Here is a 21,091-nt window from a genome sequence, read left to right as displayed (position 1 = left end):
CATCGCGCTGTCGGTATATGTAGAGGTGGCGGCACGGCCGGAGGGCTGTGAGGCGCGGTCGGTGAGGGTCGCCTCGTACCTGGGGCTATCGGTGGCGTCGGTGGAGCGCGGGATGACGCAGCTGGCTCGTCCGGGGCCGGACGGGGTTGTGGAGCTGTGGTCGCACCGTCGGACCCTGCCGGGTGGCAACGGTCAGTCCGCGCTGCGCAGGGTGCGGGCAATGACGCGGACGGAGGCGTTCGTGTTGCTGCCGGTGGCGGCTGCGGAGGACCTCACGCCGCGGCAGTTGCGCGCGTACGCGGTCATCGCGTTCGCGGAGAAGCGGGGCGTCGCGCTGACCGAGGGGGAGTTGGCGGGCTACCTGCCGCGACATCGCTCCCGAGGCCGTCGTGGAAGCCGGCGCGCAGGTCGCGGCCACGGCGCCGCCGGCTGCTCAGGAGGGCGCCGAGCAGCCGGTCGAGGATGCGGCCGGCTGGGCGGGATGTCCGTTGGTTGGTGAGGGATCGGGTCTGTCGTTTGGTGAGGGATCCCTCGCGAATAGGGAATCACCTAGGACTGACTCACCTGATGACGGGTGCGCGCTCATCTCACCCGCCGTAGGCGAGGTACAGGTAGTTGAGGCTGCTGAGGCTGTGGGAAATCCGGCTGACGCGAAGGCGCTTTCGGAAAGCGGGGGTTGTGTCGCGCTACGCGCGGGTGAGACTAGCCAGCCCTCCTCGAAGCCGAACGGCGACAAGCGCAGCAAGGTCGGGGGGCCGGCCAGGTCGTCGTACACCGGACCGCGGCTGACCATGAGTCCGGAGATCTATGCCGTGCTGGAGCCAGTCCGCGTGCTGCTGGAGCAGGTCACCAGCCCGTTCGTCACTCGAACCGCCCGTGAAGTAGGCCGCCAGCTTCGCGAGGGCACGGCTGCGGACCGGCTCCGGCACCGGCTGACTGCCCGTCTGGCCACGGTGGCGCTCGCCGACATCCGCGACCCGGGCCGGTGGCTCCTCGGGGTGGCCCTACCCCGCTGGGGCTGCGGCCACCAGGACTGCGAGACCGGAATCATCTGGCGGACCGGCGCGGCCTGCGAGCTGTGCGCCGAGACCGTCCAGGACCGGTTCGCCGCCCGCCGGCGCGAACAGCGCCTGGAGCAGGGCCTGTGCCCCCAGCACGGCACTCGTCCCGGCCCGTCCCGACACTGCGCCGACTGCGAGTTGGAGGCCGCCGTGCGGCTCCCGGCGCGGGCTCCGGCTCCCCGGGAACCCGCAGGCCCGAACCGCTGTTCCTGCGGCGGCTGTGGCTGCGTGATCTTCCTGACCGGCCGGGCCGTCGACACCGGCCTGTGCAAACTCTGCCGCGAGGAGGCCGACGCCCGGGCCGACGTCGAGCCCGCGGCTCCCGCTGCACCGACGGTGCCGGGAACCTGCTCCGGCCGCGATGGTGAGTCGCCCTGCACCCGCAGGGCCCTGCCGACCCGCAGCGTGTGCCTCACCCACCGCTCCTGGGAGCTCGATGGGGAGGTTGCGTGATGAGCCAGGGAGGCATGGAACCGCTGCGACTGAATCCCTCCGGATACCCGGGTACGGCCCGGGAGGAGCTTTGCCACGGCGCCTAGGGTCCTTCGTTTGGATCATCTGGTCGTTGAATAGGACTGCTGACTGGAGAAACGGCCGCGGTATCGATACCTGTGCCCAGGCTGCACAGGCTTCCCGGTGGTGAGTCCGCCGAATCTCACCCACCGCTCCCGTGGTGTACGTGGCGTCGAGGAGGGCTCCAGAAACTGCTCACTGGATCAGTTCGATGTGCGGATGATCCGGGGACTCTGGGCACACGTGGAGCTGCAGGTCGTAGCCGCTTGCGATGACGATCATGGTGATGTTCCCCGGAGGGGTGCCGGGGAGGAGTGGCGTGGGATCGGCCCGCTCCTCCTCGGAGATCCAGCTCTCGTTGCCCGAGCTCCATTCGGTGCTCGCGATGGTGAGCAGCGGCACCGCCTCGGTGCCGCACTCGGAGCAGATCCGGGGCATGGGATCGGTGAGGCCCCAGCGAGTCCAGCCACCCGCCTTCCAGCCAGGAGCGGTGGACAGATGGTCCCCGTAGAACTCGTCCGGGGCGACCGCGTATGTGCTGTCCCACGCTTCTCCGGCCGTCTCCCACCTGCTCAGGTCCGCCAGCTGCTCCTGCAGCTCCTTGCTCAACTCCATGGAGTTGGGGTACTCGGTGACCTGCTCGGGCGCGAGCAGGCACGGCTCCGGTAGGTAGCTTTCGAACTGGACCGCGGGCGGCTCGGGTGGGGCGTCGAGTACGTCCGTCACGGTCGCTGCAGTCCGCCAGAACAGTGCGGTGGTGGGGTGCTCCGAGTGATCGAAGGGGCACCAGAGGACTTGGAGTAGATCGGCTTCGGACTGCCCCGGCGGGCACAGCAGGGGGACATCGCGCACGTACAACTGAGCAACAGGCACCATGGCGATTGGGCCCTCGGGCCACGGGCGGCCTGCCAGGAGCCGCTTCTCCGTCTCCAGCTCCTCGGGGGTGACCCAGGGCCCCTGCGGATCGCGGCCCCGCCGGCTCTCTGCTGCCGCCCGGCTACGACGCCATTCCCGTATGTCCTGCGGCGAGAGGATCCTGTTTCTTCCCCACACGTGCGGTCCTTCGCAGTACGGCCACGGCTCGTCGGTGGGCCAGAGCAGTGGCCCACCGACGGAGCTGTCGTGCGGCGTGGGCGAACCGGGAAGGGGGTGCAGCCGGGTCGCCGTCCGTGCCAGGGGTGCCAGTTGGGGGAAGAGCTCCGTGACGTCGAGCGGCCGCGGCGGGGTGGTACGGATGGCGTTCATAGCGGCGATGCTGCCAGCAGCCTCCGACAATGCGTGCGCCGGCCCACGTCCAACTGACACCAGGCAGCTTTCCCGGGTCAGTAGGCGGACCAGAGGAAGATGCCTGCGATATGAAGTCCGGCCAGGTAGATGGTCGCAGTCTTCTCGTAGCGCGTGGCAATGCCGCGCCATTGCTTCAGGCGGTTGATGCACCGCTCGACGGTATTGCGCTGCCTGTAGGCCTCGCGGTCGAACGCCGGTGGTCTTCCGCCCCTGCTGCCTCGCCGCAGCCGGTGGCCACGCTGATCTGCCGGCACGGGGATCACCGCCCGGATGCCCCGCTTGCGCAGGTGGTCGCGAATCGCGCGGGAGGAATACGCCTTGTCGGCGAGGACTACGTCCGGCCTGGTCCGGGGCCGTCCACGGCGACGCGGAACACGCAGGCCAGCCATGACGTCCACAAAGGCGGGTGCGTCCCCTGCCTGGCCGCCGGTCAGAACGAACGTAAGGGGACGGCAGCGGCCGTCGGCAGCAAGATGAATCTTCGTCGTCAGTCCACCGCGCGACCGACCGATGGCGTGATCATCCGGCTCTACTGCCAGAGCCCCTTTTTGCGGGCCCCGGCGGCGTGCTGATGAGCGCGCACAATCGTGGAGTCTACCGAGACGGCCCAGTTCAGCTCCTCGTCGGCATCTGCCTGGGCCATCAGCGCGGTGAACACTCGCTCCCACGTGCCATCGACAGCCCACATCCGCAGGAGGTTATAGACGCCTCGCCAGTTCCCGTACTTCGCCGGCAGATGGACCCACTGCGTTCCCGTCCTGAATTTGAAGGCGATCGCGTCGATCACCTCACGGTAATCCCGCCAGCGGCCACCCCGCCTCGGGGTTCGGTCCGGAAGTAGCGGCTCGATCCGCGCCCACTGCACATCAGTCAATGACACACCCGGCTCAACGTCCCATTGATCCAAACGAAACTGCCTAGTGACCTGAGTCAGAGATTCGGTGGCAGTAGGCGGCGACCTTGTCGAGGATCTCGTCGGCTGTCTTCGTCCAGACGAAGGGCCTGGGCTGGTCGTTCCAGGCGGTCAGCCAGGCCCGGATGTCGCGTTCGAGGGCCTGGACGGAACGGTGGACTCCGCGCTTGAGCTTCTTCTGCGTGAGCTCGGCGAACCACCGCTCCACCAGGTTCAGCCACGACGCACTCGTGGGCGTGAAGTGCAGGTGGAACCGCGGGTGGGCCAGCAGCCACTTCTTGATGTCGGGCGTCTTGTGTGTCGCGTAGTTGTCCAGGATCAGGTGGACCTCGAGGCCGTCGGGGACCTCTTTGTCGACCTTGGTCAGGAACTTCTTGAACTCGGCGGCCCGGTGGCGGCGGTGCAGTGATCCGATGACCCTGCCGGTCGCGACTTCGAGGGCGGCGAAGAGGGTGGTGGTGCCGGCGCGGATGTAGTCGTGGCTGCGGCGCTCTGGAACGCCGGGCATCATCGGCAGGACCGGCTGGGACCGGTCCAGGGCCTGGATCTGCGACTTCTCGTCCACGCAGAGAACCAGGGCCTTCTCCGGCGGGTCGAGGTAGAGGCCCACCACATCGCGGACCTTGTCGATGAACAGCGGGTCTGTCGACAACTTGAACGTCTGCGAACGATGCGGGGCCAGCGCGAACGCCCGCCAGATCCTGGAGACCGTCGACTGCGACATCCCGGTCGCCGCCGCCATGGAGCGGGTCGACCAGTGCGTCGCGTTCTTCGGCGTCTCTTCCAGCGTTTTGACGATCACCCGCTCGACATCGGCATCGGTGATCTTCCGCGGGACGCCGGGCCGCGGCTCGTCGCCCAGCCCGTCCAGACCGTGCTCGATGAAACGCCGCCGCCAGGTGCGGACCGTATCGGGAGCGATCCGCAGCCGGCGCGACACTTCCATCACCGAGTGCCCGTCCGCGCACTCCAGCACGATCCGCGACCGCTGAGCCAACGCCTGGGCCGTCGTGCGACGACGTAACCAACCCTCCAGCACAGCACGCTGGGCAACGGTCACCGACAACGGCGGAATCTTCGGACCAGGACGACTCATACCGAACTAACGACAAACCTCCGACTCAGGTCACTAGTACACGTACCGATGTCCGAGGACGCCCACGTCGCGCGCGCTCTCCAGAGCCGCATCCAGCTCGTCGAGCGTCATGTCCTTGTCAGCACCGCTGAATGAGATGAACGACATGACGGCACTCTCCTGGTCGACCCGCCGTCCCGATGGTGGAATCAGCGAGATCCACCCTCATCGGCCGCCCTACCAACTGGTGCGGGGCTCAGCCGCGCCCGGTTATCCCTCGTACGGTGAGTGCTTGCCCCGCCCACGATGCGGCAGGCTCGGCGCCTGGCCGCCAGCGGCGGCATCTACCAGTTCTACCGGAGGCGCCAGTCGGTGAAGACTTGTTCGGCGTCGGCTTTGACGACGTCTCTCAGGTCTTCGTCGTCGTCTGGGGCATCTAGGCCGAGTGCGTAGAGGACATGCCGGTAGTACTGGTGGGTGAAAAGCGGGTCGCCTGCCGCCAGTAGGGAGGACAGGAGCGGCTCGTCGCCGGCGGTGGAATGGTCGATCCGGACCAGTACCTGGACGCGTTCGTTGTTGCTGAGAGAGGGTAGTGCGGAGCCGAGCTGGTGTTCCAGTCGGTTCCAGCTGGTCGTTGTCCGCTCCCTCGCCGCCTTTTTCAAGGCTCCGCGGACAGCGGCCGCGGCGGGAACGAGATGTGTCGGCAGCTGGGCAGGATCCGTGATCGTGTCCTGTTGCGGTTGCGCGGCCGGGGACGTAGTCTCGCTCTCTTCCTGTCCTCTTGCGGGTGAGGAGAGGCGTTCCGTCCACTCCTCCACCTTGCGTTGTTCAGCTGTGGTCAGCAGGTCCCCGGCCTCCTTCGCCGCAAGCACCAGCTCCTCAACGAGCTGTTCCTGCTGTGCGGCAGACAGTTCCTCGCGGCGTAGACGGCCGGTGATGCTCTGGACCTGGCCCCGGGCTCTGTTGCGCGCTTTGCGCTCGTGGGCCTGTGTCACGAGCTGTGCTTCCCGCTCCTGGGCCTCAGCCGCGTGACGTCTGTTCTGCTCTTCGGCCCGTGCCGCATGACGTGCTTCCCGTTCTCGGGTCGCTGTCGCACGGCGTTCGTCTGCTTCCCGGCGTTGCTGGGCAGCACGCCGACGTGCCTTTCGAAGGAACGTGTCGGCGGTATCAAGGATGTCCGTCTCCTGCGCGGTGGCCTCGTCGCGCTGGATGAACTTTCTGATCTGTGGAATCAGCGTCGAGACCACGAGGACGTGACCGTGGCGGACTGCTGCGTCGAGGTCGGCGAAGAGCCGTCGGCGGGCACGGTCCTGCTGGTTGATCCAGTCGTTCGCGTGGTCGATCGCGTGTTGCAGATGCTCAAGCGCCTGCCCCTCACAGCGGGGCACCTGAAGCGCGGCGGTGTCCCTCAACTGACGGACGGCGCCAGTCTCCTTCGTGCGTACGGCGGTGTTGATGAGCCGGGTCAGAGCGCCGATCTGTACCGGCCCTTCCTCTTGCTCGCGGCGAGGCCGCGGTAACGGGCTCTGTCCTTCGGCGGCGCGTGCGGCCCGCAGGCGTGTGACAACGGGGGTGATGAGCCGGCCTTGCCCGTCGACGGTGCAGTCCGCGAGCTCGAAGTCCCAGTCGGTGCCCATATGGGGGATCTCGGTGCCCAGGACCATGACTCGCTGGTTGCCCTCGCTGACGAACCTGACGCGGTTGACGTAGCCCCGGCGTGCCAGGGTGTGGTCATCGACCCGGACACCGGGGCCGAGGATGATGTCGCCAGTCTCCGCGGCGTTCCAGTCGGGCGGCGCGGTGCTGTCCATGTGCAGGAGCAGCGTGTGGCCGCCCAGCTCGATCTCCACGAGGGAACCGACCGGTGCGTTGTCCCGGCCAAGGTAGCGGTAGCGTGGGGTGTGTCCCTGACCGCGCAGCCACGTCTGGGTGGCGGCCCGCACGTACAGGTGGTCCGCGCTCGCGACGCCTGGGGAGCGGCGGCCGCACTGGGGCAGCAGCCCGTCGGGGTCGGGGAAGTGGGCGAAGTGGCTGACGCGGACGTTGCCCCGCCTCGTCAGGAGCTGGCCGCCGCATCCGCCCAGGAGGACCCCGCACCAGAACGTGGTCCCGTGGAACTCCTCGCGGAACTCGTCGAGATCGTCGGGTTCCGTCGGGCAGACCACCGGATCATCGGACTCGGGATCCGCCAGAACGGCCGTCTGGATCTGCCGGTTGTCAATGCCCATCGCCAGCCCCCTCGCCAGCACAACCCAGCCCTCACGCCCGCAGAACAGCGCCCCCGGGCAGAAGAGTAGGTAGATCGCCTTCAGCCGTCCAGCGTATCGAGCGTCACGGAGAGTTTCCTCGATACACCGCAACACAGTCGAGTGCTCCCCCTGAACGGCACGCACCGATGCGCAGGAAGAACGCTGAGAGATTCTTTGCGGCATAGCAGCAGCTGAACGGGCTCGCCGATCGCGTTCTTGCCCTGGTGTCGGCCCTCCGGCAAGCTCCCGCCAGCCTGCGGTCGCAGCACTGTGCCTGAACCCCGGCTTGGCTACCCGCGAGCCCAGGATTCCAACGGTCCGCGATCGTCGGTGACTACTTCCCGCGCTGCTGCCGGTCGCGCAACTGCCGGCGGATCGAGCGGGCGGCTTCCATCGCCCGGGGGGAGGACGCCGCGGTGAACTGGCGGCGGTTGTCCAGGTCGTCGGCCAGAAGGCCGGCGTATGCCCCGAGTAGCCCGGCGGCGTGCGTCTGGGTTAACTCCAGGCAGTGCCGCAGGGCATCGATTTCGCCGGGTCGCAGGGCTACCGAGACCTCGGTATCGTCCGCCGCGTTCAGGGCGGCAGACACTCTGTCCGTGTAGACGATGTCGACAAGGTCGTTGAAGCACATGCCGTACGTGCGGCCCCGCAACGTCCCCGGGGCTGGAGCGAAGGCCGCCAGACGTTGGTGGAGTTCGCTGAGGTCACTGCCCGAGGTCCGGTAGAACGGCCGCTCGCCGCTTCCCGCTTCCTCCGGCGAGAGCCTGGCTGTGGCCACGAAAGACACGACGCGTTCAACGGGCGGGACGCGCAGGAAGCGGTCGTACCGGGACCCTTACAGCAGACAGCCGAGGGACAGCTGCCCGTTCCGCCCTCTGCCGATGGTGCCAGCGAGTCAGCTGGCGCCCACCAGCAGTGTCGCGTGGTCGGCGACCTCCGCGGGCGGCAGGGCGAGATCGGCCTTTGGGTCGTTGAAGGAACTGGGGTGCACACCGCGCCGCGGTCCCGACGTTGGCCCGCTCCGACAGGCTCGTGCAGATCAGGGTGTTGCTGCCGGGGCCGGGGCGACGGTCAGAGAGTCAAGCAGACGCTCAGGATGCGGTGTTCCCCGCCGACGCGGGGGTGGACTAGCTGAAGCCCGAAAAGACGGGCCCAGTCGGCATTCGCTACTACGGCGATGTCGTGATGCGTATGGGCGGCAAGCGCCTGCCTGCGTTCGTCACCCCGGATGCGGCCGGGAGATGAGCTCCTCGTTGTAGTGCACTCCCGGGCCTGAGTTCGGCTCGTGGTACTGCTCCCGGTGCGCCGGGGTCATCATGTCCGTGGCCGGCCCGAGCAGGAACGGTTCGCCGTGGTCGGTCAGGGTGAAGTCGGCCCGTTCGCCGGTCGGCAGGGTGACGGTCACCTCCACCGTCAGGCCGAAGGTGGCCACTTGGGGCACGATGACACCGGCGGTGCCGTACGCGCCCCGGCCGTCCGGGCGCGGCACTCCGTTCAGGCCCGTCGGGCGGAAGGAGAACGGCTCGTCGGTGGCGAGCGGCACGGAGAGGCCGACCCCTTGCCGGGGATGGCCGCGCATGAGGGTGTGGGGACTCAGTTCGGGCGTACCGGCTTGCCTGGCGGCGTGGGTGTGCGGGTTCACGCCGGCGCGCGAGCACGCGTAGCGGTAGCGCTGCTCGGCATCGAGACGGACCGTTGCGAGCCGTACGCGCGCGTCCAGTACGGCCCCCTCCAGGCCGGCGGGGGCGGTGACCACCAGCTGAATCTCGTGATCACCGGCCGGGACGCCTCCGGCGCGCACCACGGATTCGTACATGCGGCGACAGCCCACGCGGCCGAGGCGCGCCTCGCCTCCGACGGCGGCCGCCGGGTCCAGCGGCACGTCGGACTCCGCCTGCCGGCTCTCGGACGCCGGGACCAGCGTGGCCGCCGCGGAGATCCCGGCCCGCGGCGGCTGCGGGTCGCCGGCGGCGCGGGACAGGGGTCGTTGCGCCATGAGCTCCTGGTCGGCGGAGGTGGCGAGGGGGGTTGTCGGCGGTGCGAGAGTGAAGGGCCGGCCGTCGTCGTCCACCCGCACGGTGACCAGCCCGCCGTTCTCCTCCACGTCCAGCTCGACCCACCACGCGCAGGAGCAGGCGGCCGTCATGACGGTGACCAGCCCGGTGGCCGTGCCGCCCGCCCGGACGGGGAGCGGGGCCTCTTCACGGGAGCCGGCCTCGCCCCGGGCGAGGCCGTCCAGGGAGAGACGGACCGGCTGGACCGGCTTGCCGCGGGCCGCGGTCACGGCGGCCAGCCGCTCGTCCGCGACCTGCCCCGCGCACGCGACGTCGTCGCCGCGCGGGAGAGGTACGTCCGGCCCCTTGACCACGCGGATCCCCCGGACGAGGGCCGCGCGGGACGGGGACGCACCGACGGAGTAGGCGAGCGTGACCTGCCCGCGGGGTACGGCGCGGGCCCCGGTGGCCCACTGGAACAGCGGGACGCACCCCAGCGCGTCGCGCATCAGCTCGCCCGGAGGCCGCCGGCCGGGCTCCGCAAGCGTGGCCATCCAGGACTCCTCGTTCCCCAGCAGCGGGGCACCGGTCGCGAACGGGCCGGCGGCGGGGGCCGGCGAACGCAGCAGCGTGACGGTGAGGGCGGAGCACAGGGCGAGGACGAGGGCGGCCATGATGACGGTGGAGCGGCGTCGGACTCTCGCCCTCCCGGGCGTCATGCCGCGTTCCACTTGTAGCCGACGCAGTGGAATCCCTGCTTCCAGTCGTCCGTCCCCTGGGCTAGGACAAACGGGCGCCCGGCCTTGTCCACGAGCAGGTGCCGCAGCTGGTCGCCCTGCGTGTAAGTGACGTCGAGTACGAACTCGTAGGCGAGGGCGGAGGCGGACGCGCCCTTCGCGTTGCCCGTCCTGACCTCGATGTCGAAGTAAGCCGGCTCCCCCTGCGCCGCGACCTGGACCTTGGTGCTCGGGTACTGCGCCGTCAGGCGGCGCTCGGCGTCCTGTTCCATGGCCGGCCGCTCCGGAGTGGACAGGTCGAGGAGTACCCGGCTGACCTCGGCTCCCCCTTGGGCTCCACCGCAGTAGTAGAGCGGGCCGGCGGGCGCGGGGCGCGTGCGCTCGATGCGGGCGCGGACGGAGGTGATGGTGGCGGGGGTCCGGGTGAAGTTGGTGAGGATCAGACGGACCCGCATCATGCCGGCGTCGGTCCCGCCCTCGTCGACCATGCGGACGAGGGTCTCCTGGGCGTCGCCGTGGGGCACCGGTTCCTTGTCGTATGCCGAGCCGGGCGCGGACCGCACCAGGTGGCGGTCCTGCATCAGGTCCCACCAGACCTCGGAGCCGGCGGTGATCCGCGGGGCCCCGGGGAGGGATTCGCGTACGGACCAGACGTCGAGGTACGCCGAGACGACCGCGGCGACGACGGCACTGAGCACCATCCCGACGGCCCCCAACCCCACAGCCCGCCACCACCGCCCGCTCAACGCCCCGCCGCCTCCGGCTTCCAACGCGGGCTCCGTTTCCGAGCCGGCCCCGGGCCCAGACTCCTCCAGGGCCTCGTGCGCAGCCTCCGGTTCGGAGCCGGCCCCGTCCCCCGCTCCTGCTTCGGCCCCCGGCGCGGCTCCGGCCTCGGACTCCTCCCCGGCCTCGGGCGCGGGCTCCAGTTCGGAGCCGGCGACGAGTGCCTCCGCTTCCGCCTCCGCTGCGTTCCCGGGGTTCTCGGGCTCCTGCTCGCTGTGCATCCGTGTCACGGATCCCCCAAGCCTTCTGCCCCGGCACCCCGGGGGATCGCCATGGTGCCGTAACCGAGACGCCGAGCGGAGGCGAAATGCGGCCGATCCGGGAAAGGCCGGTGATATCCCCTAAGGGCTGTCCCTCAACGGTCAAGAAGCTCTCGCTCACGGACACACGGGCTGTGAGAGGAGATCGTGCGCCGCACCGAGCCGACATGAGGCTCGTTCGCTGAGCTCTGAACCGCTCAACCTTCTGACGGGGGCGCGGCGTAGGGTCGGGGCGCGGCACGCGGTCGACGGAAAGGGAGCGGTGGATGGCGGAGGGAAGGCCGCGGACGCCGCCCGGGAGTTGTGCACGAGAAGCGAAGCAGTCATGAGCCGCTGGGGACCAGGTAGTCGGCGGATGTAGCCTCCCGTATGTGGAAATCCCTGACCTGACCCCTCTCGAATTCCGTATCCAGTTATCGCCATCGGGCGCGGCGTCAGCGGCCGCGTCGCCCGTCTGTAGATGTTCGACCCGTGCTCGGCGCCCAGCACTTCATCGCCGGCGTCATCGGCTCCGGCGGGTGACGCCGGCGGCGGGGTGGTAGCCCGGTAGCGCTCGACGAGGGCCTCCATTCCGGACAGGCCGGCGTCCAGGCCGAACTGGCGGAGCCAGTCGTCCACCTGCTCCTGGCGCTCGGCGGCGACGCGCAGGTCCAGGGCGGGGTTGGCGCGGAAGACGCCTCCGAACGACGCGCCGGCCCCCGGGGTGCCGGTGGGCGGAGTAGGGATCGTGTCCGCGGAGACGTCATGGCGGCGGAGAGCGCCGCCCACCGGACAGCGCTTCGGCCGCAGCGGTCGAGCAGGATCTTCAGCGCGACCTCGGGGTCGTTGCGGGAGAGGATCTCGTCGGCGGGGATCTGGAGCAGGTGTTCCCGGGTGGGGTGGCGGGACTTGATGACCGTCCGGTAGATCTCGGAGCGGGAGAGGATCTCACCAGTGGCGGGGGAGTCGAGCCAGGACTGCAGGACTGCCGCGGGGTCGGGGTGCTCGGCCAGTTCGTCGTCGCTCACCAGCCGCAGCACACCGTCGTCTTCGTCCGCGGCGACCGGGACGCCAGCTACCGCGCCCAGGAACCAGTCGGGGCCGCCGGCCCGCTCCGCAGGGTGCAGCCCGTCCAGGACGTCGGTGACGGCGGCGTTCGAGGGGTGTGCGGGTTGGCGGCGAGGGCGGTCAGGGCTTGGACGCGGCGGTGCTCGGAGTGTCGTTCCCGGAGCCGGGTCGGGCGGTCGTGGTCCGGGTCGACGTTGGCGATGATGCGGATCAGGGTCCGGCTCGGCGCGGGGGAGACGACGGCCGGCTGATCCAGACAGGCGAGCTGGGCGCAGGCCCCGGCGAGGTGATCGGGGTTCCGTAGGACCAGCCGGCCCTACGGAACGGCCGGCATGACAGGCGACGACGGGACGCAGAGCGGGCAGAATTGCGACGGTATGGATTCACCAACTCTCCCAGCGCCTTCACCTCGCCGTATTCCCGAGGGCAAGGGTCGCAAGCCGATCCGGTCGCGTGTGAGGCACGGCAGCCCCTCCTGCGCCGACTACGGCTGCGCGCGCCCCGAGTGCATAGCCGCTGCCCGACGGGACCGTGCCCGGCGGACAAGGGAGTTGAGAGCCGGCCGACCCGCCCGGGTCCCCGCAACCGATGCCACTGCCCATGCCTGCCAGTTGCAGGAGACGGGTCTGTCGGCCACGGACATCGCCGAGATCTCAGGCATCGCCGTCACCCTCGTGCGGCGCCTTCTACGCCCGGCCGGGAAACGGCCGGGCGTCATTCACCGGGTCACCTCGGAAGCGATCCTCGGCATCCCGCTCACCAGTGCCCTCAAGCGGGATCGCCTCCTGCCCGGGCTGGTTACTGTAGTACTCCAGCCGTAGATCGTGATCACGGGCTCGTCGGTACTGTGGACTGGCAAGGTTCGCGGCTGCGCTGCCCCAGCGCCGGAGAAGTGATCGAGCAAGATCGCCTGCTGGTGCGGCGGGGCGGCTATCGTCAGCGCATGCATCCAAAGGTGATCTTCTTTGACCTCGGGGGTGTCGTCTGCCGATTCCATCGACAGCGACGGCTTGCCGCTCTCGGCGAGGCATGCGGGGTCCCTCCCGAGCGGGTGGAGAGCGAACTCTACGCATCGGGTCTCATCTCGCGGTGGGATCTCGGCCTCGACGCCTCCTCCGAGATCCACCGCACGATACGAGAGAAGCTGGGGTTCCCTGGGAACATCCAGGCACTCCAGGAGATCTGGTGCAGCGCATTCGAGCCAGATCCGGACGTGCTCGCGCTGGCGGGCAGCCTGCGTCCGCTCCACACCGCTCTGCTCACCGACAACGACCACCTGCTCCTGGACGCGCTCCCAGACCAGTTCCCCCAGGTCGCCTCCCATTTCGATGCCCTGCTCTTCTCCTGCCGGCTCGGGGCCACCAAGCCCGAACCGACGGCGTTCACCAGGGCACTCGACCTTATGGGTATCGCCCCTGGGGAGTCCGTGTTCATCGACGACAGGGCCGTGAACGTCGCTGCCGCCCGCGACTTGGGGATCGCTGCGATCCACTTCCGCGACGCCGCCGCACTTGGCGCCGCGCTGGACGGACTACTGGCGCGGTGATCGCCGGCGCTGCGGAGCGGTTGTTCGACCGCCCGGCCACAGTTCGTGATCTTGCTGGTGGGGGCCGCTGCGGAGATGGCTGCGGCCACCGCTGATCATCGGTGTGTGAAGACTGAAGATCATGCGGTGGCCGCAGGTCACAGCGTAGACCCTGCCCGCTGGCAGGAGGTGTTCGAGGTCCTGATAGGCCGGATCGCGGGACGGTTCGTGCGGGTCGAGCCCCGGCGACGGGTACGGCAGTTGGTGCTCGGGCTGCTGTCGGACCTGCCGCGCAAGAACTGCTGGACCATCGCCGAGTGGGCCGGTGAGGCGACTCCTGACGGGATGCAGCACCTGCTGGGCCGGGCCAAATGGGACGCCGACCAGGTGCGCGACGAGGTGTGCGACTACGTGGTGGAGCATCTCCACGACGACCAGGCGGTGCTGGTGGTCGACGAGACCGGGGACGTGAAGAAGGGCACCCGCACGGTCGGTGTCCAGCGCCAGTACACAGGCACGGCGGGGGCCCGTATTTGAATAACTGTCAGGGACAGTTTTCGGGGGGAGTCGCTCGGGCGTGTAGTTGTTCCAGGGTGCGGGCGGCCGGTCCTGGGAGAGGCGTGACGAGGATCTTCCTGCTATCGACGGCTAGGGGCTGTCCGATGGGTCGTGTGACGCTCCTGCCGGGAACTCGTTCCGTGGGACATGGGGCGGGGAGATCTTTCGGATGAAGAGTGGGCTCGGCTGGAGCCGCACTTGCCGACGAATCATGGGCGGGGTGGACGCGGGCAATGCCACCGTCGGGTGATCAACGGGATTCTCTTCCGGCAGCGGACCGGCCTCCCCTGGCGAGACCTGCCTCCCTGCTTCGGTAGTTGGAAGACGGTCCACGACCGTCATCGCAGGTGGTCGGCGGACGGCACGTGGGAGAATCCTGCGGGCCGTCCAGGCCGACGCCGATGCCGAGGGCCGGATCGACTGGAGCATGGTCAGCCTCGATTCCACGACCTGCCGCGCTCATCAGCACGCGGCCGGCGCCTCCACCCGCGCCCCGAAGATCCCGGGTCGGCGCAGGAGCCCTGCACGTCACGGTCCCGATGAGGCCCTGGGACGCTCGCGAGGCGGGCTCACAAGCAAGATCCTCCTTGCCGTTGAAGGCGGGTGCCGCCCGCTCGGGTTTGTCATCACGCCCAGCCAGTGGGGGGACGCACCGCAGATGATTCCCGTCCTGGAAGAGATCCGCGTGCCCCGGCAGGCTGGTGGACGACCGCGCACCCGGCCCGACCATGTCGGTGGCGATAAGCCGTACTCGTCACGCCGCAACCGGCGTCACCTGCGCATACGCCAGATCAAGCACACGATCCCCGAGCCGAGAGACCAGCGGGCCAACCGCCACCGCCGCGGAAACCAAGGCGGCCGACCTACGGGGTTCGACAAGGCGATCTACCGCCGCCGCAACGAAGTCGAGCGGACCATCAACCGGCTCAAGAACTTCCGCGCCGTCGCCACGCGCTTCGACAAACGGGCGTACGTCGTCCACGGAACGGTCACCGTGGCAGCGATCCGCCTATGGCTCCGTCCGGAGTGAAGTGCCCCGTTCAGAGGTCCTGGGCACCCGGGTAGTGGTGGCGAAGTTCGCTGAGTACGCGCTCGTCAACAGCCCTGACGTCCCACACGGAGCTGTCGAACTCGGTCAGGACGAGCACCAGCTCGTCCCCGGCGAACCCACGTGCCTCGGCATCGATCAGCTGGAGGAAGGGGGTCGTCAGCGACAACAATGTCAACGTGTCCATGCCGGCGTCGGCGGACCGTCTCTCCATCTCGACACAGCGAGGATCGACGATCTCGTCGAACTCGACGCGCCACGTCAGGTCTAGGCCGAAGCTGCCGAGGCGAACCAGCAGCTCAGCCAGCGTCACGTAGTGCTTTCCGTGCCAGGCAGGAAACGTGATCCCCTTTATCCCCGCCTCTGCTTCGGCTGTATCGCGCGCCATGCGGCCCCCTTCGTTCCGCGAACAGTAGGCCACGTCCCTGATCAGCTCATACGACCCATCGGACAGGCCCTAGGAGGACGAGCTGGCGGATGGCCGAGGTGTGGCCCTTCTCGGCCGGGACGCCGAGTTTCCGCAGCGCGTCGCGCAAAGTGCCGGGATTCATGGGCTGGCTCGGGCGGCGGCCGGGGAAGAGCCAGGGCAAGTTCTGCTTGATGGCAGGGGTGTTGGCGGGCAGGGCCTGGAGGTAGTCGAGCAGGAGGTTGGCCGTCCCCGACGGAGGACCAGCCATCGCAGTCCTTCGCGACACCAAGGGCGCCGCGGGCTCCGCCGGCCACCGACGGGCGGGGCAGGCGGATGTCACACGACGCTCCACCACCGCACGGCCGTATCGGCGCTGGCCACCATCTTCCCGTCGGGGCTGAACGCGACCGTACACAGTGCTCCGGCATGGTCGGACAGAACGACCCCCGCGGTCTGCGGCCCGGCCACGTCCCAGAGCCGGACCGAGCCGTCCTCGGCCGCGCTCGCTACGGTCTTCCCGTTCGGGCTGAACGCGACGGCCCGGACGACTTCGGTGTGACCGCTCAGCGTCCCGGTCATCTCGCGGCCGATCGTGCTCCAGAGGCGCACGGTACTGTCCCAGCCCCCGCTGACCAGCGTCCTGCCGTCGGGGCTGAACGCCACCGAGCTGACGTAGTTGGTGTGACCCGTCAGTGTGCCGATCGGCGCACGGCTGTGCGCGTTCCACAAGCGCACGGTGTTGTCCCAGGCGCCGCTGGCCAAGACCCTGCCGTCAGGGCTGAACGCCAGGGACGACACCCTGCTGGTGTGGCCTTCGAGCTCGCTTTCGAGCCGACGGCTCCCGACGTTCCACAGCGCGACGGCGGACTCGACTCCGCGGCTCGCGAGGGTCTTTCCGTCAGGGCTGAAGGCGACCGCTACCACGTCGTCCTCAAGCCCCTTGAGGGTGGCGACGCGCGTTCCGGCCGCCACGTTCCACAGACTGATGGTGCCATCGTCGCTGCCTCCGGCGAGGAGAGCGCTGTCGGGACTGAACGCCAACGCCCAGAAGGGCCCGTCATCGTCGGCCAGGATCGTCGACTTTCGCGTGGCCACATTCCACAGGCGCGCGGTACGGTCCTCGCTCCCGGTGGCGAGGTACCTGCCGTCCGGGCTGAAATCCAAGGCGTAGACACCTCGGGTGTGACCGGAGAGCCGTGTGTCGCTGGCGCGGCCGGACTCTCCTTGCCCACCGGCCTTCCACGCCCACCATCCGCCGCCCGCCACCGTGGTGAGCGCCGCGGCGCCCGCGAGGAGCAGCGCCCGCCGGCGCGGCTCCGCCATCGGCCGCACCTCCGGGACCACACGGGCCGGCGGTCGCGGCGGGGCGGGGGAGTCGAGCTCGGTGGGCGGATGCACCGGCGGCGTGCCTACGGCCTGCTGCGGGACGCGCGCCGGGGCGGTGACGGTGGATAGCCGAGCGACCGGACGGGGTGGCTCGGGCGGCTGTTCTCCCGCCGTGGCGGTGGACGGTCGCCGTCCCTGGAGTTCACCCAGCCGGCGGGCGATTACGGCGGCGCGGGGCCGCTCGTCCGCGTTCTTCACGAGCATGGATTCCAGAAGCGGAGCGAGCGGTCCCGCGTGGCGGGGCGGCGGGAGGGCCTTGCTGAGGATCGCGTGAAAGAGGGCGGTCAGGTTCGGTGCGTCGAAGGGCGCCGTCCCCTCGACGGCGGCGTAGAGCGTGGCGCCGAGCGCCCACACGTCTCCGGCAGATGTCGCCTCCCGCCCCTCGATCTGCTCGGGCGACATGAACTGGGGCGTCCCGATGACGACTCCGGTCCGGGTCAGCCGTGTGCCGGCCGAGCCGTCGAGGACCCTCGCGATCCCGAAGTCCGTGATGACCGTCCGTCGTTCCAGCACCAGGACGTTGTCGGGCTTCAGGTCCCGGTGCACGACCTTCTCGGCGTGAGCGTGCGCGAGGGCGTCGGCCATCTGGGCACCGACCTCGGCGGCCCGCTGCCATGTCAGCCGCCCCTCCCGCTCGACGAGCCGGGCCAACGACGGTCCGGAGACGTACTCCATGACGATCCACGGCGCCTGCCCCTCGGTCACCACGTCGTGCACCGTGATAATCCCCGGATGTCCGAGCCTCGCGGCAACCTCGGCCTCCCGAGCCGTGCGCTGGATGAGTTCCGCACGCTCCCCGGCCGACAGCCCCGCCGGCAGCAGCACTTCCTTGACCGCGACCTGCCGGTTCAGCCGCTCGTCCTGTCCACGCCACACCCGACCCATGCCACCCTGGCCGATCAACGCGGTCAGCCGGTACCGGCCGGCCACGAGCCGGCCCTCGTTCCCCACCATGGCGGCCACTGTACGGCGATCACGCCCGTCGTATGCGATGTCCGAGAAGTCCGGACACGACACTTGAGGGTGCGGCGGGATCTCACTCACCGGTCCACCCGCGAACGGGGCTCGGCGGAGGTCATCCGCGCGTCCACAGGCCCGCACCCACAAGCTCACTCCCGGCCAGAAGGAAGCCAACCGCGTACTCGCCGTCGGACGCGCACCAGTCGAGCACGGCTTCGCCCACCTCAAGAACTGGCGGGCCCTCACCAAACTCCGCACCAACCCCGCCCGCGCCACCCACCTCCTGCGCGCCCTGCTCATCCTGACAAACCTCGAAATCAACCGCTGACGGACGATCTACGGCGCAGACAGCCGCCCACGACCAGCACCCCGGAGCACGGTCACACCAGCCCTGCTGACCTGTGACTTTCAGGTTGGCGGAGGCTCAGTGCACAAGGGACCGCACCCGTAGTGGTCGAACCGGCCGTTTCCCTCCGCCGCGGGCCCACTGCCCGGCAGACTGGATCTCCGCACAGAAGAGATCAAGGGGAAGAGCACGGAGTTGGAGCCCACCGAACTGTCCGAGGCGATCAAGGCGGGGCGCGGGGGCCTGGCGGCCGCGCAGCTTGACGGGAGCGGATCGCCGATTCGGTTCACGGTCAAGGAAATCGTGCTGGATCTGGGAATCGAGCTGCGGCACACCGTGTCGGCGGGCGGCGGAGTGAAGGCATTCGTCGTGTCCGCGGACGCGAAGGGCGAGCGCGCGAAGACGGCCGCACACCGGATGACGGTCACCTTGGCGGTGGCCTCGAGTACCGAGGGCAGTGATCTGCTGATCGGTGACTCTGGTCGAGGCCGTGGTGGCCCAGTGGACGGCTTGCAGTAGCGGGGCCGGGTCATGGCGGGAGGACTGGTCCTGCGGACGGTCGAAGTTCAGAACCAGCAGTCCTACGGAACCGGTTGCTTGGTCGCGCCCGGCCTCGTGCTCACGGCCTACCACGTGGCTCTGCCCGGGGAGGGCCGTGCCAACACAGTCCGGGACATCTCGAGCGCCGGATTTACCGAGGCGGTGGTGGTGTGGGAGAGCCCTGAGCTGGACGCGGTCCTGCTGAAGGCCGATCGCGACCTGGTGGGAGCTGGCCTGGGCGTTGTGCGCTGGGGTGAACTGGTCTGTGACTACCCGGCCTGGCGGCCCGTGTGCTCGATGAACGGCTTTCCCAAGGCGATGCAACGCCGGGCTTCCAGCCGCCCCGAGCAGTACGTCGACGACCTGAAGACGGTAGAGGGGACCATCGCCCCGCACACCGGATCCCGTTCGAAGTTGTACGCCCTCGCAGTCGACGGCGCAGTGGCGACCGAGGTGACGAACTGGCAGGGACTGTCCGGAGCCGGCGTCTTCTGCAACGGTGTCCTGATCGGGCTTGCCCGTCTGGTGGACCGGCGGTGGGACCGATGTCTGATGGTGGTGCCCCTCTCTCATCTGCTGGCCGCCGACGGATTCGTCCAGGCGGTCGCCGCCCACACCGCCATGCCCCCACGCCTTCAGCCCGCCGATATCAGGCCGCTGCTGGACAACGCACCCGATCCGACGCTGTCCTCCACCCACCTGCTCGATCCGCGCTCCCAAGCCGTCGACCTCACCGGCATGAGCGACCTCGTCCACCGGATCGAACAGTGGTGCAGGAGCTCGGACCGCATCGACGTCGCAGCCGTGACAGGTCTGGGCGGCACGGGCAAGTCCCGCCTGGTTACCGACGTCCTACACCGCCTTGCCGCCACCCCCGGCCAGCGGCCATGGGGCGGCGGCTTCCTCGCTGTAAAACCGAGCCAGCCGAATACCAGGTCCTCACCTCGGCCAGGTACCCGCTGCTTCTCGCCATCGACCTCGCGGAAACCCGCCTCCCTCAGATTCGCGACCTCACCTCGGCTTTGGCCGACCTCCACGACGGCGCCACTCTCCGGCTCCTGCTCCTGGCCCGCGGACACGACACATGGTGGCCAACGCTGCGCCGTTACCTGCGCACACGCCATGTCGGCCCGGTCAGCCAGGACTTCTCCCTCACTCCCGCAGACGCGCTCGCCCACTACAGCGTCGAGGACATCTACGTAGAAGCGAAATCGGCGTTCGCTCGCCGCATTCGGCTGCTGCAGCAAACCGGACATGGTGACGACACGTGGCCCGACAATGTCGTTGCCGATGCGCCCCGCCATTACGGCGCCAGCCTTGAGCACGGCGCCGGGCAGCCAGTGATCTACCACCACATCGTCGCGCTTGCTGACGTGCTGGCCCATGCCAACCCCTCCTTCGCGCTGAAGGACCACCCCATGGAGGTCCTCCTTGCGAATGAAGAAGAGTACGTACGACGCGTCGCCGAGGCCCGCCTGCCCGAGGCTGCCGTCGACGACAAACTGATGCGCACCCTGATCACCGTCCAATTCCTCGCTGGCGCACGCACCGCGCGCGACGGCAGGGCTGCCGTCCGGGCCGGCTTCGACGTCCACCACCGCGGCTACGGAACAACCGCCCCTCCTGACGCCCTCCAGCTCGCTGCCTTCGACGACGTCCTGACCGCTGCTGGGAGAGGAAGATATAGCTGACCGTTTCAGGTTCGGATCTGCCACTCCAAGCAACGGTGGCCTGATGCGTCTTCGAAAGGTGTGGGCCAGTAGTAGAGGAACGGACCGTCTGATTCCAACGCGTCGGCCAGGGCGCGAAAGAGCTGTGTCAGACTGGTTGCCCATAGGGTCCCGTCCAGGTCCCCGGACCCGATGCCCATCTCATACACGTGACCGTATGAGGTGCCAGGCCGGTGATCGACGAAGGCAACCCCGCCGTCATTGGGGAGCGCGAACGGCACGCAGCGATGCAGATTTACGGCCAGGGCATCGTCCTCCCACAGGTCAGCATCGATGTTGTCTTTGCCGACGTCCACGATCACGTCGTACATCGACGCGATGTCCTCCACGCTGCTCAGCCGGTGCCCGGACGGGAGAAATGCACCAGCGGGAAGGCGTCTGCCGGATCCGGGAGCGGCAACAGGTTCAGCGGCTCCATCGTGCTGCTGCAGCAGTGCCCTGAGCTCCGGATGCAGCTCGAAGCCGAGTCGCGACTCCAGCTCAATGAGCTGCTCGGAGGCCGCTGGCCTTCGCAGCATGGTGTGATCAGCGGGTGAGTTCGCCTGGAGCCATGACTCAAAGCGAGTCCACTCACGCTCGAACGCAGAAAGATCTATCTGTGTCATGCGCTGAACATAGACGGCCGCACTGACAGGTCGCTTCCCGGGCAGGCTGTTCAGCCTGCCCGACA

The 21,091-nt window shown here is 69.0% G+C and carries 17 protein-coding genes and 2 pseudogenes; 8 read left to right on the top strand and 11 right to left on the bottom strand.

The features are described 5' to 3' along the window. The first annotated feature begins 812 nt into the window (after positions 1-812). Positions 813-1,514 (top strand): hypothetical protein, encoded by a 702-nt coding sequence (locus tag OG906_RS34910; protein WP_329448297.1) that lies wholly within the window; start codon positions 813-815, stop codon positions 1,512-1,514. Positions 1,515-1,769: 255 nt separating this feature from the next. On the opposite strand, the gene OG906_RS34905 is transcribed toward OG906_RS34910, so the two are convergent. From OG906_RS34905 to OG906_RS34875, 7 genes are all read right to left on the bottom strand, one after another. Then, positions 1,770-2,819, bottom strand: a complete 1,050-nt coding sequence (locus tag OG906_RS34905) for a hypothetical protein (RefSeq protein WP_329448296.1) — start codon at positions 2,817-2,819, stop codon at positions 1,770-1,772. Positions 2,820-2,896: 77 nt separating this feature from the next. Beyond that, positions 2,897-3,741, bottom strand: a protein-coding gene (locus OG906_RS34900) for an IS5 family transposase (RefSeq protein ID WP_443067494.1) whose coding sequence is annotated in 2 segments (ribosomal slippage) — positions 2,897-3,391 and positions 3,394-3,741 — 843 coding nt in all. Because the reading frame shifts where the segments join, the coding sequence is not laid out codon by codon here. A 37-nt stretch (positions 3,742-3,778) separates the two neighbouring features. Continuing rightward, entirely contained in the window at positions 3,779-4,870 is a 1,092-nt protein-coding gene (locus OG906_RS34895; RefSeq protein WP_329448256.1) for an IS630 family transposase, read from the bottom strand. Positions 4,871-5,202: 332 nt separating this feature from the next. Further along, the gene (locus tag OG906_RS34890; protein WP_329448295.1) at positions 5,203-7,242 is read right to left on the bottom strand and encodes a hypothetical protein; all 2,040 of its coding nucleotides are present in this window, start codon (positions 7,240-7,242) and stop codon (positions 5,203-5,205) included. 190 nt (positions 7,243-7,432) lie between these two features. Next, positions 7,433-7,876: a hypothetical protein gene (locus OG906_RS34885; protein ID WP_329448294.1), complete on the bottom strand. Its 444-nt coding sequence runs from the start codon at positions 7,874-7,876 to the stop codon at positions 7,433-7,435. Positions 7,877-8,317: 441 nt separating this feature from the next. Then, positions 8,318-9,811 carry a hypothetical protein gene (locus OG906_RS34880; RefSeq protein ID WP_329448293.1) on the bottom strand — a complete coding sequence of 498 codons (1,494 nt, stop codon included), beginning with the start codon at positions 9,809-9,811 and terminating at the stop codon, positions 8,318-8,320. Beyond that, positions 9,808-10,833 carry a hypothetical protein gene (locus OG906_RS34875; protein ID WP_329448292.1) on the bottom strand — a complete coding sequence of 342 codons (1,026 nt, stop codon included), beginning with the start codon at positions 10,831-10,833 and terminating at the stop codon, positions 9,808-9,810. The genes OG906_RS34880 and OG906_RS34875 overlap by 4 nt, the downstream gene beginning before the upstream one ends. A gap of 2,029 nt (positions 10,834-12,862) precedes the next feature. Between OG906_RS34875 and OG906_RS34870 the strand changes: the two genes are divergently transcribed. The 3 genes and pseudogenes from OG906_RS34870 (at position 12,863) to OG906_RS34860 (ending at position 15,032) form a co-directional block, all read left to right on the top strand. Next, a complete protein-coding gene (locus OG906_RS34870) occupies positions 12,863-13,465 on the top strand; it encodes an HAD family hydrolase (RefSeq protein WP_329448291.1) in 603 nt (200 codons plus the stop codon). A gap of 183 nt (positions 13,466-13,648) precedes the next feature. Next, positions 13,649-13,969: pseudogene (locus tag OG906_RS34865) on the top strand (transposase); the annotation flags it as partial. A 180-nt stretch (positions 13,970-14,149) separates the two neighbouring features. After that, positions 14,150-15,032, top strand: a protein-coding gene (locus tag OG906_RS34860) for an IS5 family transposase (protein WP_329448290.1) whose coding sequence is annotated in 2 segments (ribosomal slippage) — positions 14,150-14,373 and positions 14,372-15,032 — 885 coding nt in all. Because the reading frame shifts where the segments join, the coding sequence is not laid out codon by codon here. Between the two features lie 10 nt (positions 15,033-15,042). Here OG906_RS34860 and OG906_RS34855 read toward each other — a convergent pair. From OG906_RS34855 to OG906_RS34845, 3 genes are all read right to left on the bottom strand, one after another. After that, entirely contained in the window at positions 15,043-15,438 is a 396-nt protein-coding gene (locus OG906_RS34855; RefSeq protein WP_329448289.1) for a hypothetical protein, read from the bottom strand. Between the two features lie 46 nt (positions 15,439-15,484). Continuing rightward, positions 15,485-15,727: a hypothetical protein gene (locus tag OG906_RS34850; RefSeq protein WP_329448288.1), complete on the bottom strand. Its 243-nt coding sequence runs from the start codon at positions 15,725-15,727 to the stop codon at positions 15,485-15,487. Between the two features lie 68 nt (positions 15,728-15,795). Next, a complete protein-coding gene (locus OG906_RS34845; protein WP_329448287.1) occupies positions 15,796-17,799 on the bottom strand; it encodes a WD40 repeat domain-containing serine/threonine protein kinase in 2,004 nt (667 codons plus the stop codon). A gap of 79 nt (positions 17,800-17,878) precedes the next feature. Between OG906_RS34845 and OG906_RS34840 the strand changes: the two genes are divergently transcribed. From OG906_RS34840 to OG906_RS34830, 4 genes and pseudogenes are all read left to right on the top strand, one after another. Further along, positions 17,879-18,133: a transposase family protein gene (locus OG906_RS34840; RefSeq protein WP_329448928.1), complete on the top strand. Its 255-nt coding sequence runs from the start codon at positions 17,879-17,881 to the stop codon at positions 18,131-18,133. A gap of 213 nt (positions 18,134-18,346) precedes the next feature. Continuing rightward, positions 18,347-18,670 carry a trypco2 family protein gene (locus OG906_RS34835; protein ID WP_329448286.1) on the top strand — a complete coding sequence of 108 codons (324 nt, stop codon included), beginning with the start codon at positions 18,347-18,349 and terminating at the stop codon, positions 18,668-18,670. Between the two features lie 12 nt (positions 18,671-18,682). Further along, positions 18,683-19,195, top strand: a pseudogene (locus OG906_RS43730) (trypsin-like peptidase domain-containing protein); the annotation flags it as partial. A gap of 383 nt (positions 19,196-19,578) precedes the next feature. Then, positions 19,579-20,382, top strand: coding sequence for a hypothetical protein (locus OG906_RS34830; RefSeq protein WP_329448285.1), 804 nt, complete (start codon positions 19,579-19,581; stop codon positions 20,380-20,382). A gap of 5 nt (positions 20,383-20,387) precedes the next feature. On the opposite strand, the gene OG906_RS34825 is transcribed toward OG906_RS34830, so the two are convergent. After that, positions 20,388-21,026, bottom strand: a complete 639-nt coding sequence (locus tag OG906_RS34825) for an SMI1/KNR4 family protein (RefSeq protein ID WP_329448284.1) — start codon at positions 21,024-21,026, stop codon at positions 20,388-20,390. Between the last annotated feature and the right edge of the window lie 65 nt (positions 21,027-21,091).

The organism is Streptomyces sp. NBC_01426 (assembly GCF_036231985.1).
Classification (GTDB): domain Bacteria; phylum Actinomycetota; class Actinomycetes; order Streptomycetales; family Streptomycetaceae; genus Streptomyces.
The sequence above is the reverse complement of the archived record's forward strand: the minus strand, read 5'-3'. Positions and strand labels throughout refer to the sequence as shown.

Coding starts and splice junctions, on each gene's coding strand:
- OG906_RS34905 (WP_329448296.1), bottom strand. CDS start 2,819: ATGAACGCCATCCGTACCACCCCGCCGCGGCCGCTCGACGTCACGGAG.
- OG906_RS34895 (WP_329448256.1), bottom strand. CDS start 4,870: ATGAGTCGTCCTGGTCCGAAGATTCCGCCGTTGTCGGTGACCGTTGCC.
- OG906_RS34880 (WP_329448293.1), bottom strand. CDS start 9,811: ATGACGCCCGGGAGGGCGAGAGTCCGACGCCGCTCCACCGTCATCATG.
- OG906_RS34875 (WP_329448292.1), bottom strand. CDS start 10,833: ATGCACAGCGAGCAGGAGCCCGAGAACCCCGGGAACGCAGCGGAGGCG.
- OG906_RS34870 (WP_329448291.1), top strand. CDS start 12,863: ATGCATCCAAAGGTGATCTTCTTTGACCTCGGGGGTGTCGTCTGCCGA.
- OG906_RS34855 (WP_329448289.1), bottom strand. CDS start 15,438: ATGGCGCGCGATACAGCCGAAGCAGAGGCGGGGATAAAGGGGATCACG.
- OG906_RS34850 (WP_329448288.1), bottom strand. CDS start 15,727: ATGGCTGGTCCTCCGTCGGGGACGGCCAACCTCCTGCTCGACTACCTC.
- OG906_RS34845 (WP_329448287.1), bottom strand. CDS start 17,799: ATGGTGGGGAACGAGGGCCGGCTCGTGGCCGGCCGGTACCGGCTGACC.
- OG906_RS34830 (WP_329448285.1), top strand. CDS start 19,579: ATGGGGCGGCGGCTTCCTCGCTGTAAAACCGAGCCAGCCGAATACCAG.
- OG906_RS34825 (WP_329448284.1), bottom strand. CDS start 21,026: ATGACACAGATAGATCTTTCTGCGTTCGAGCGTGAGTGGACTCGCTTT.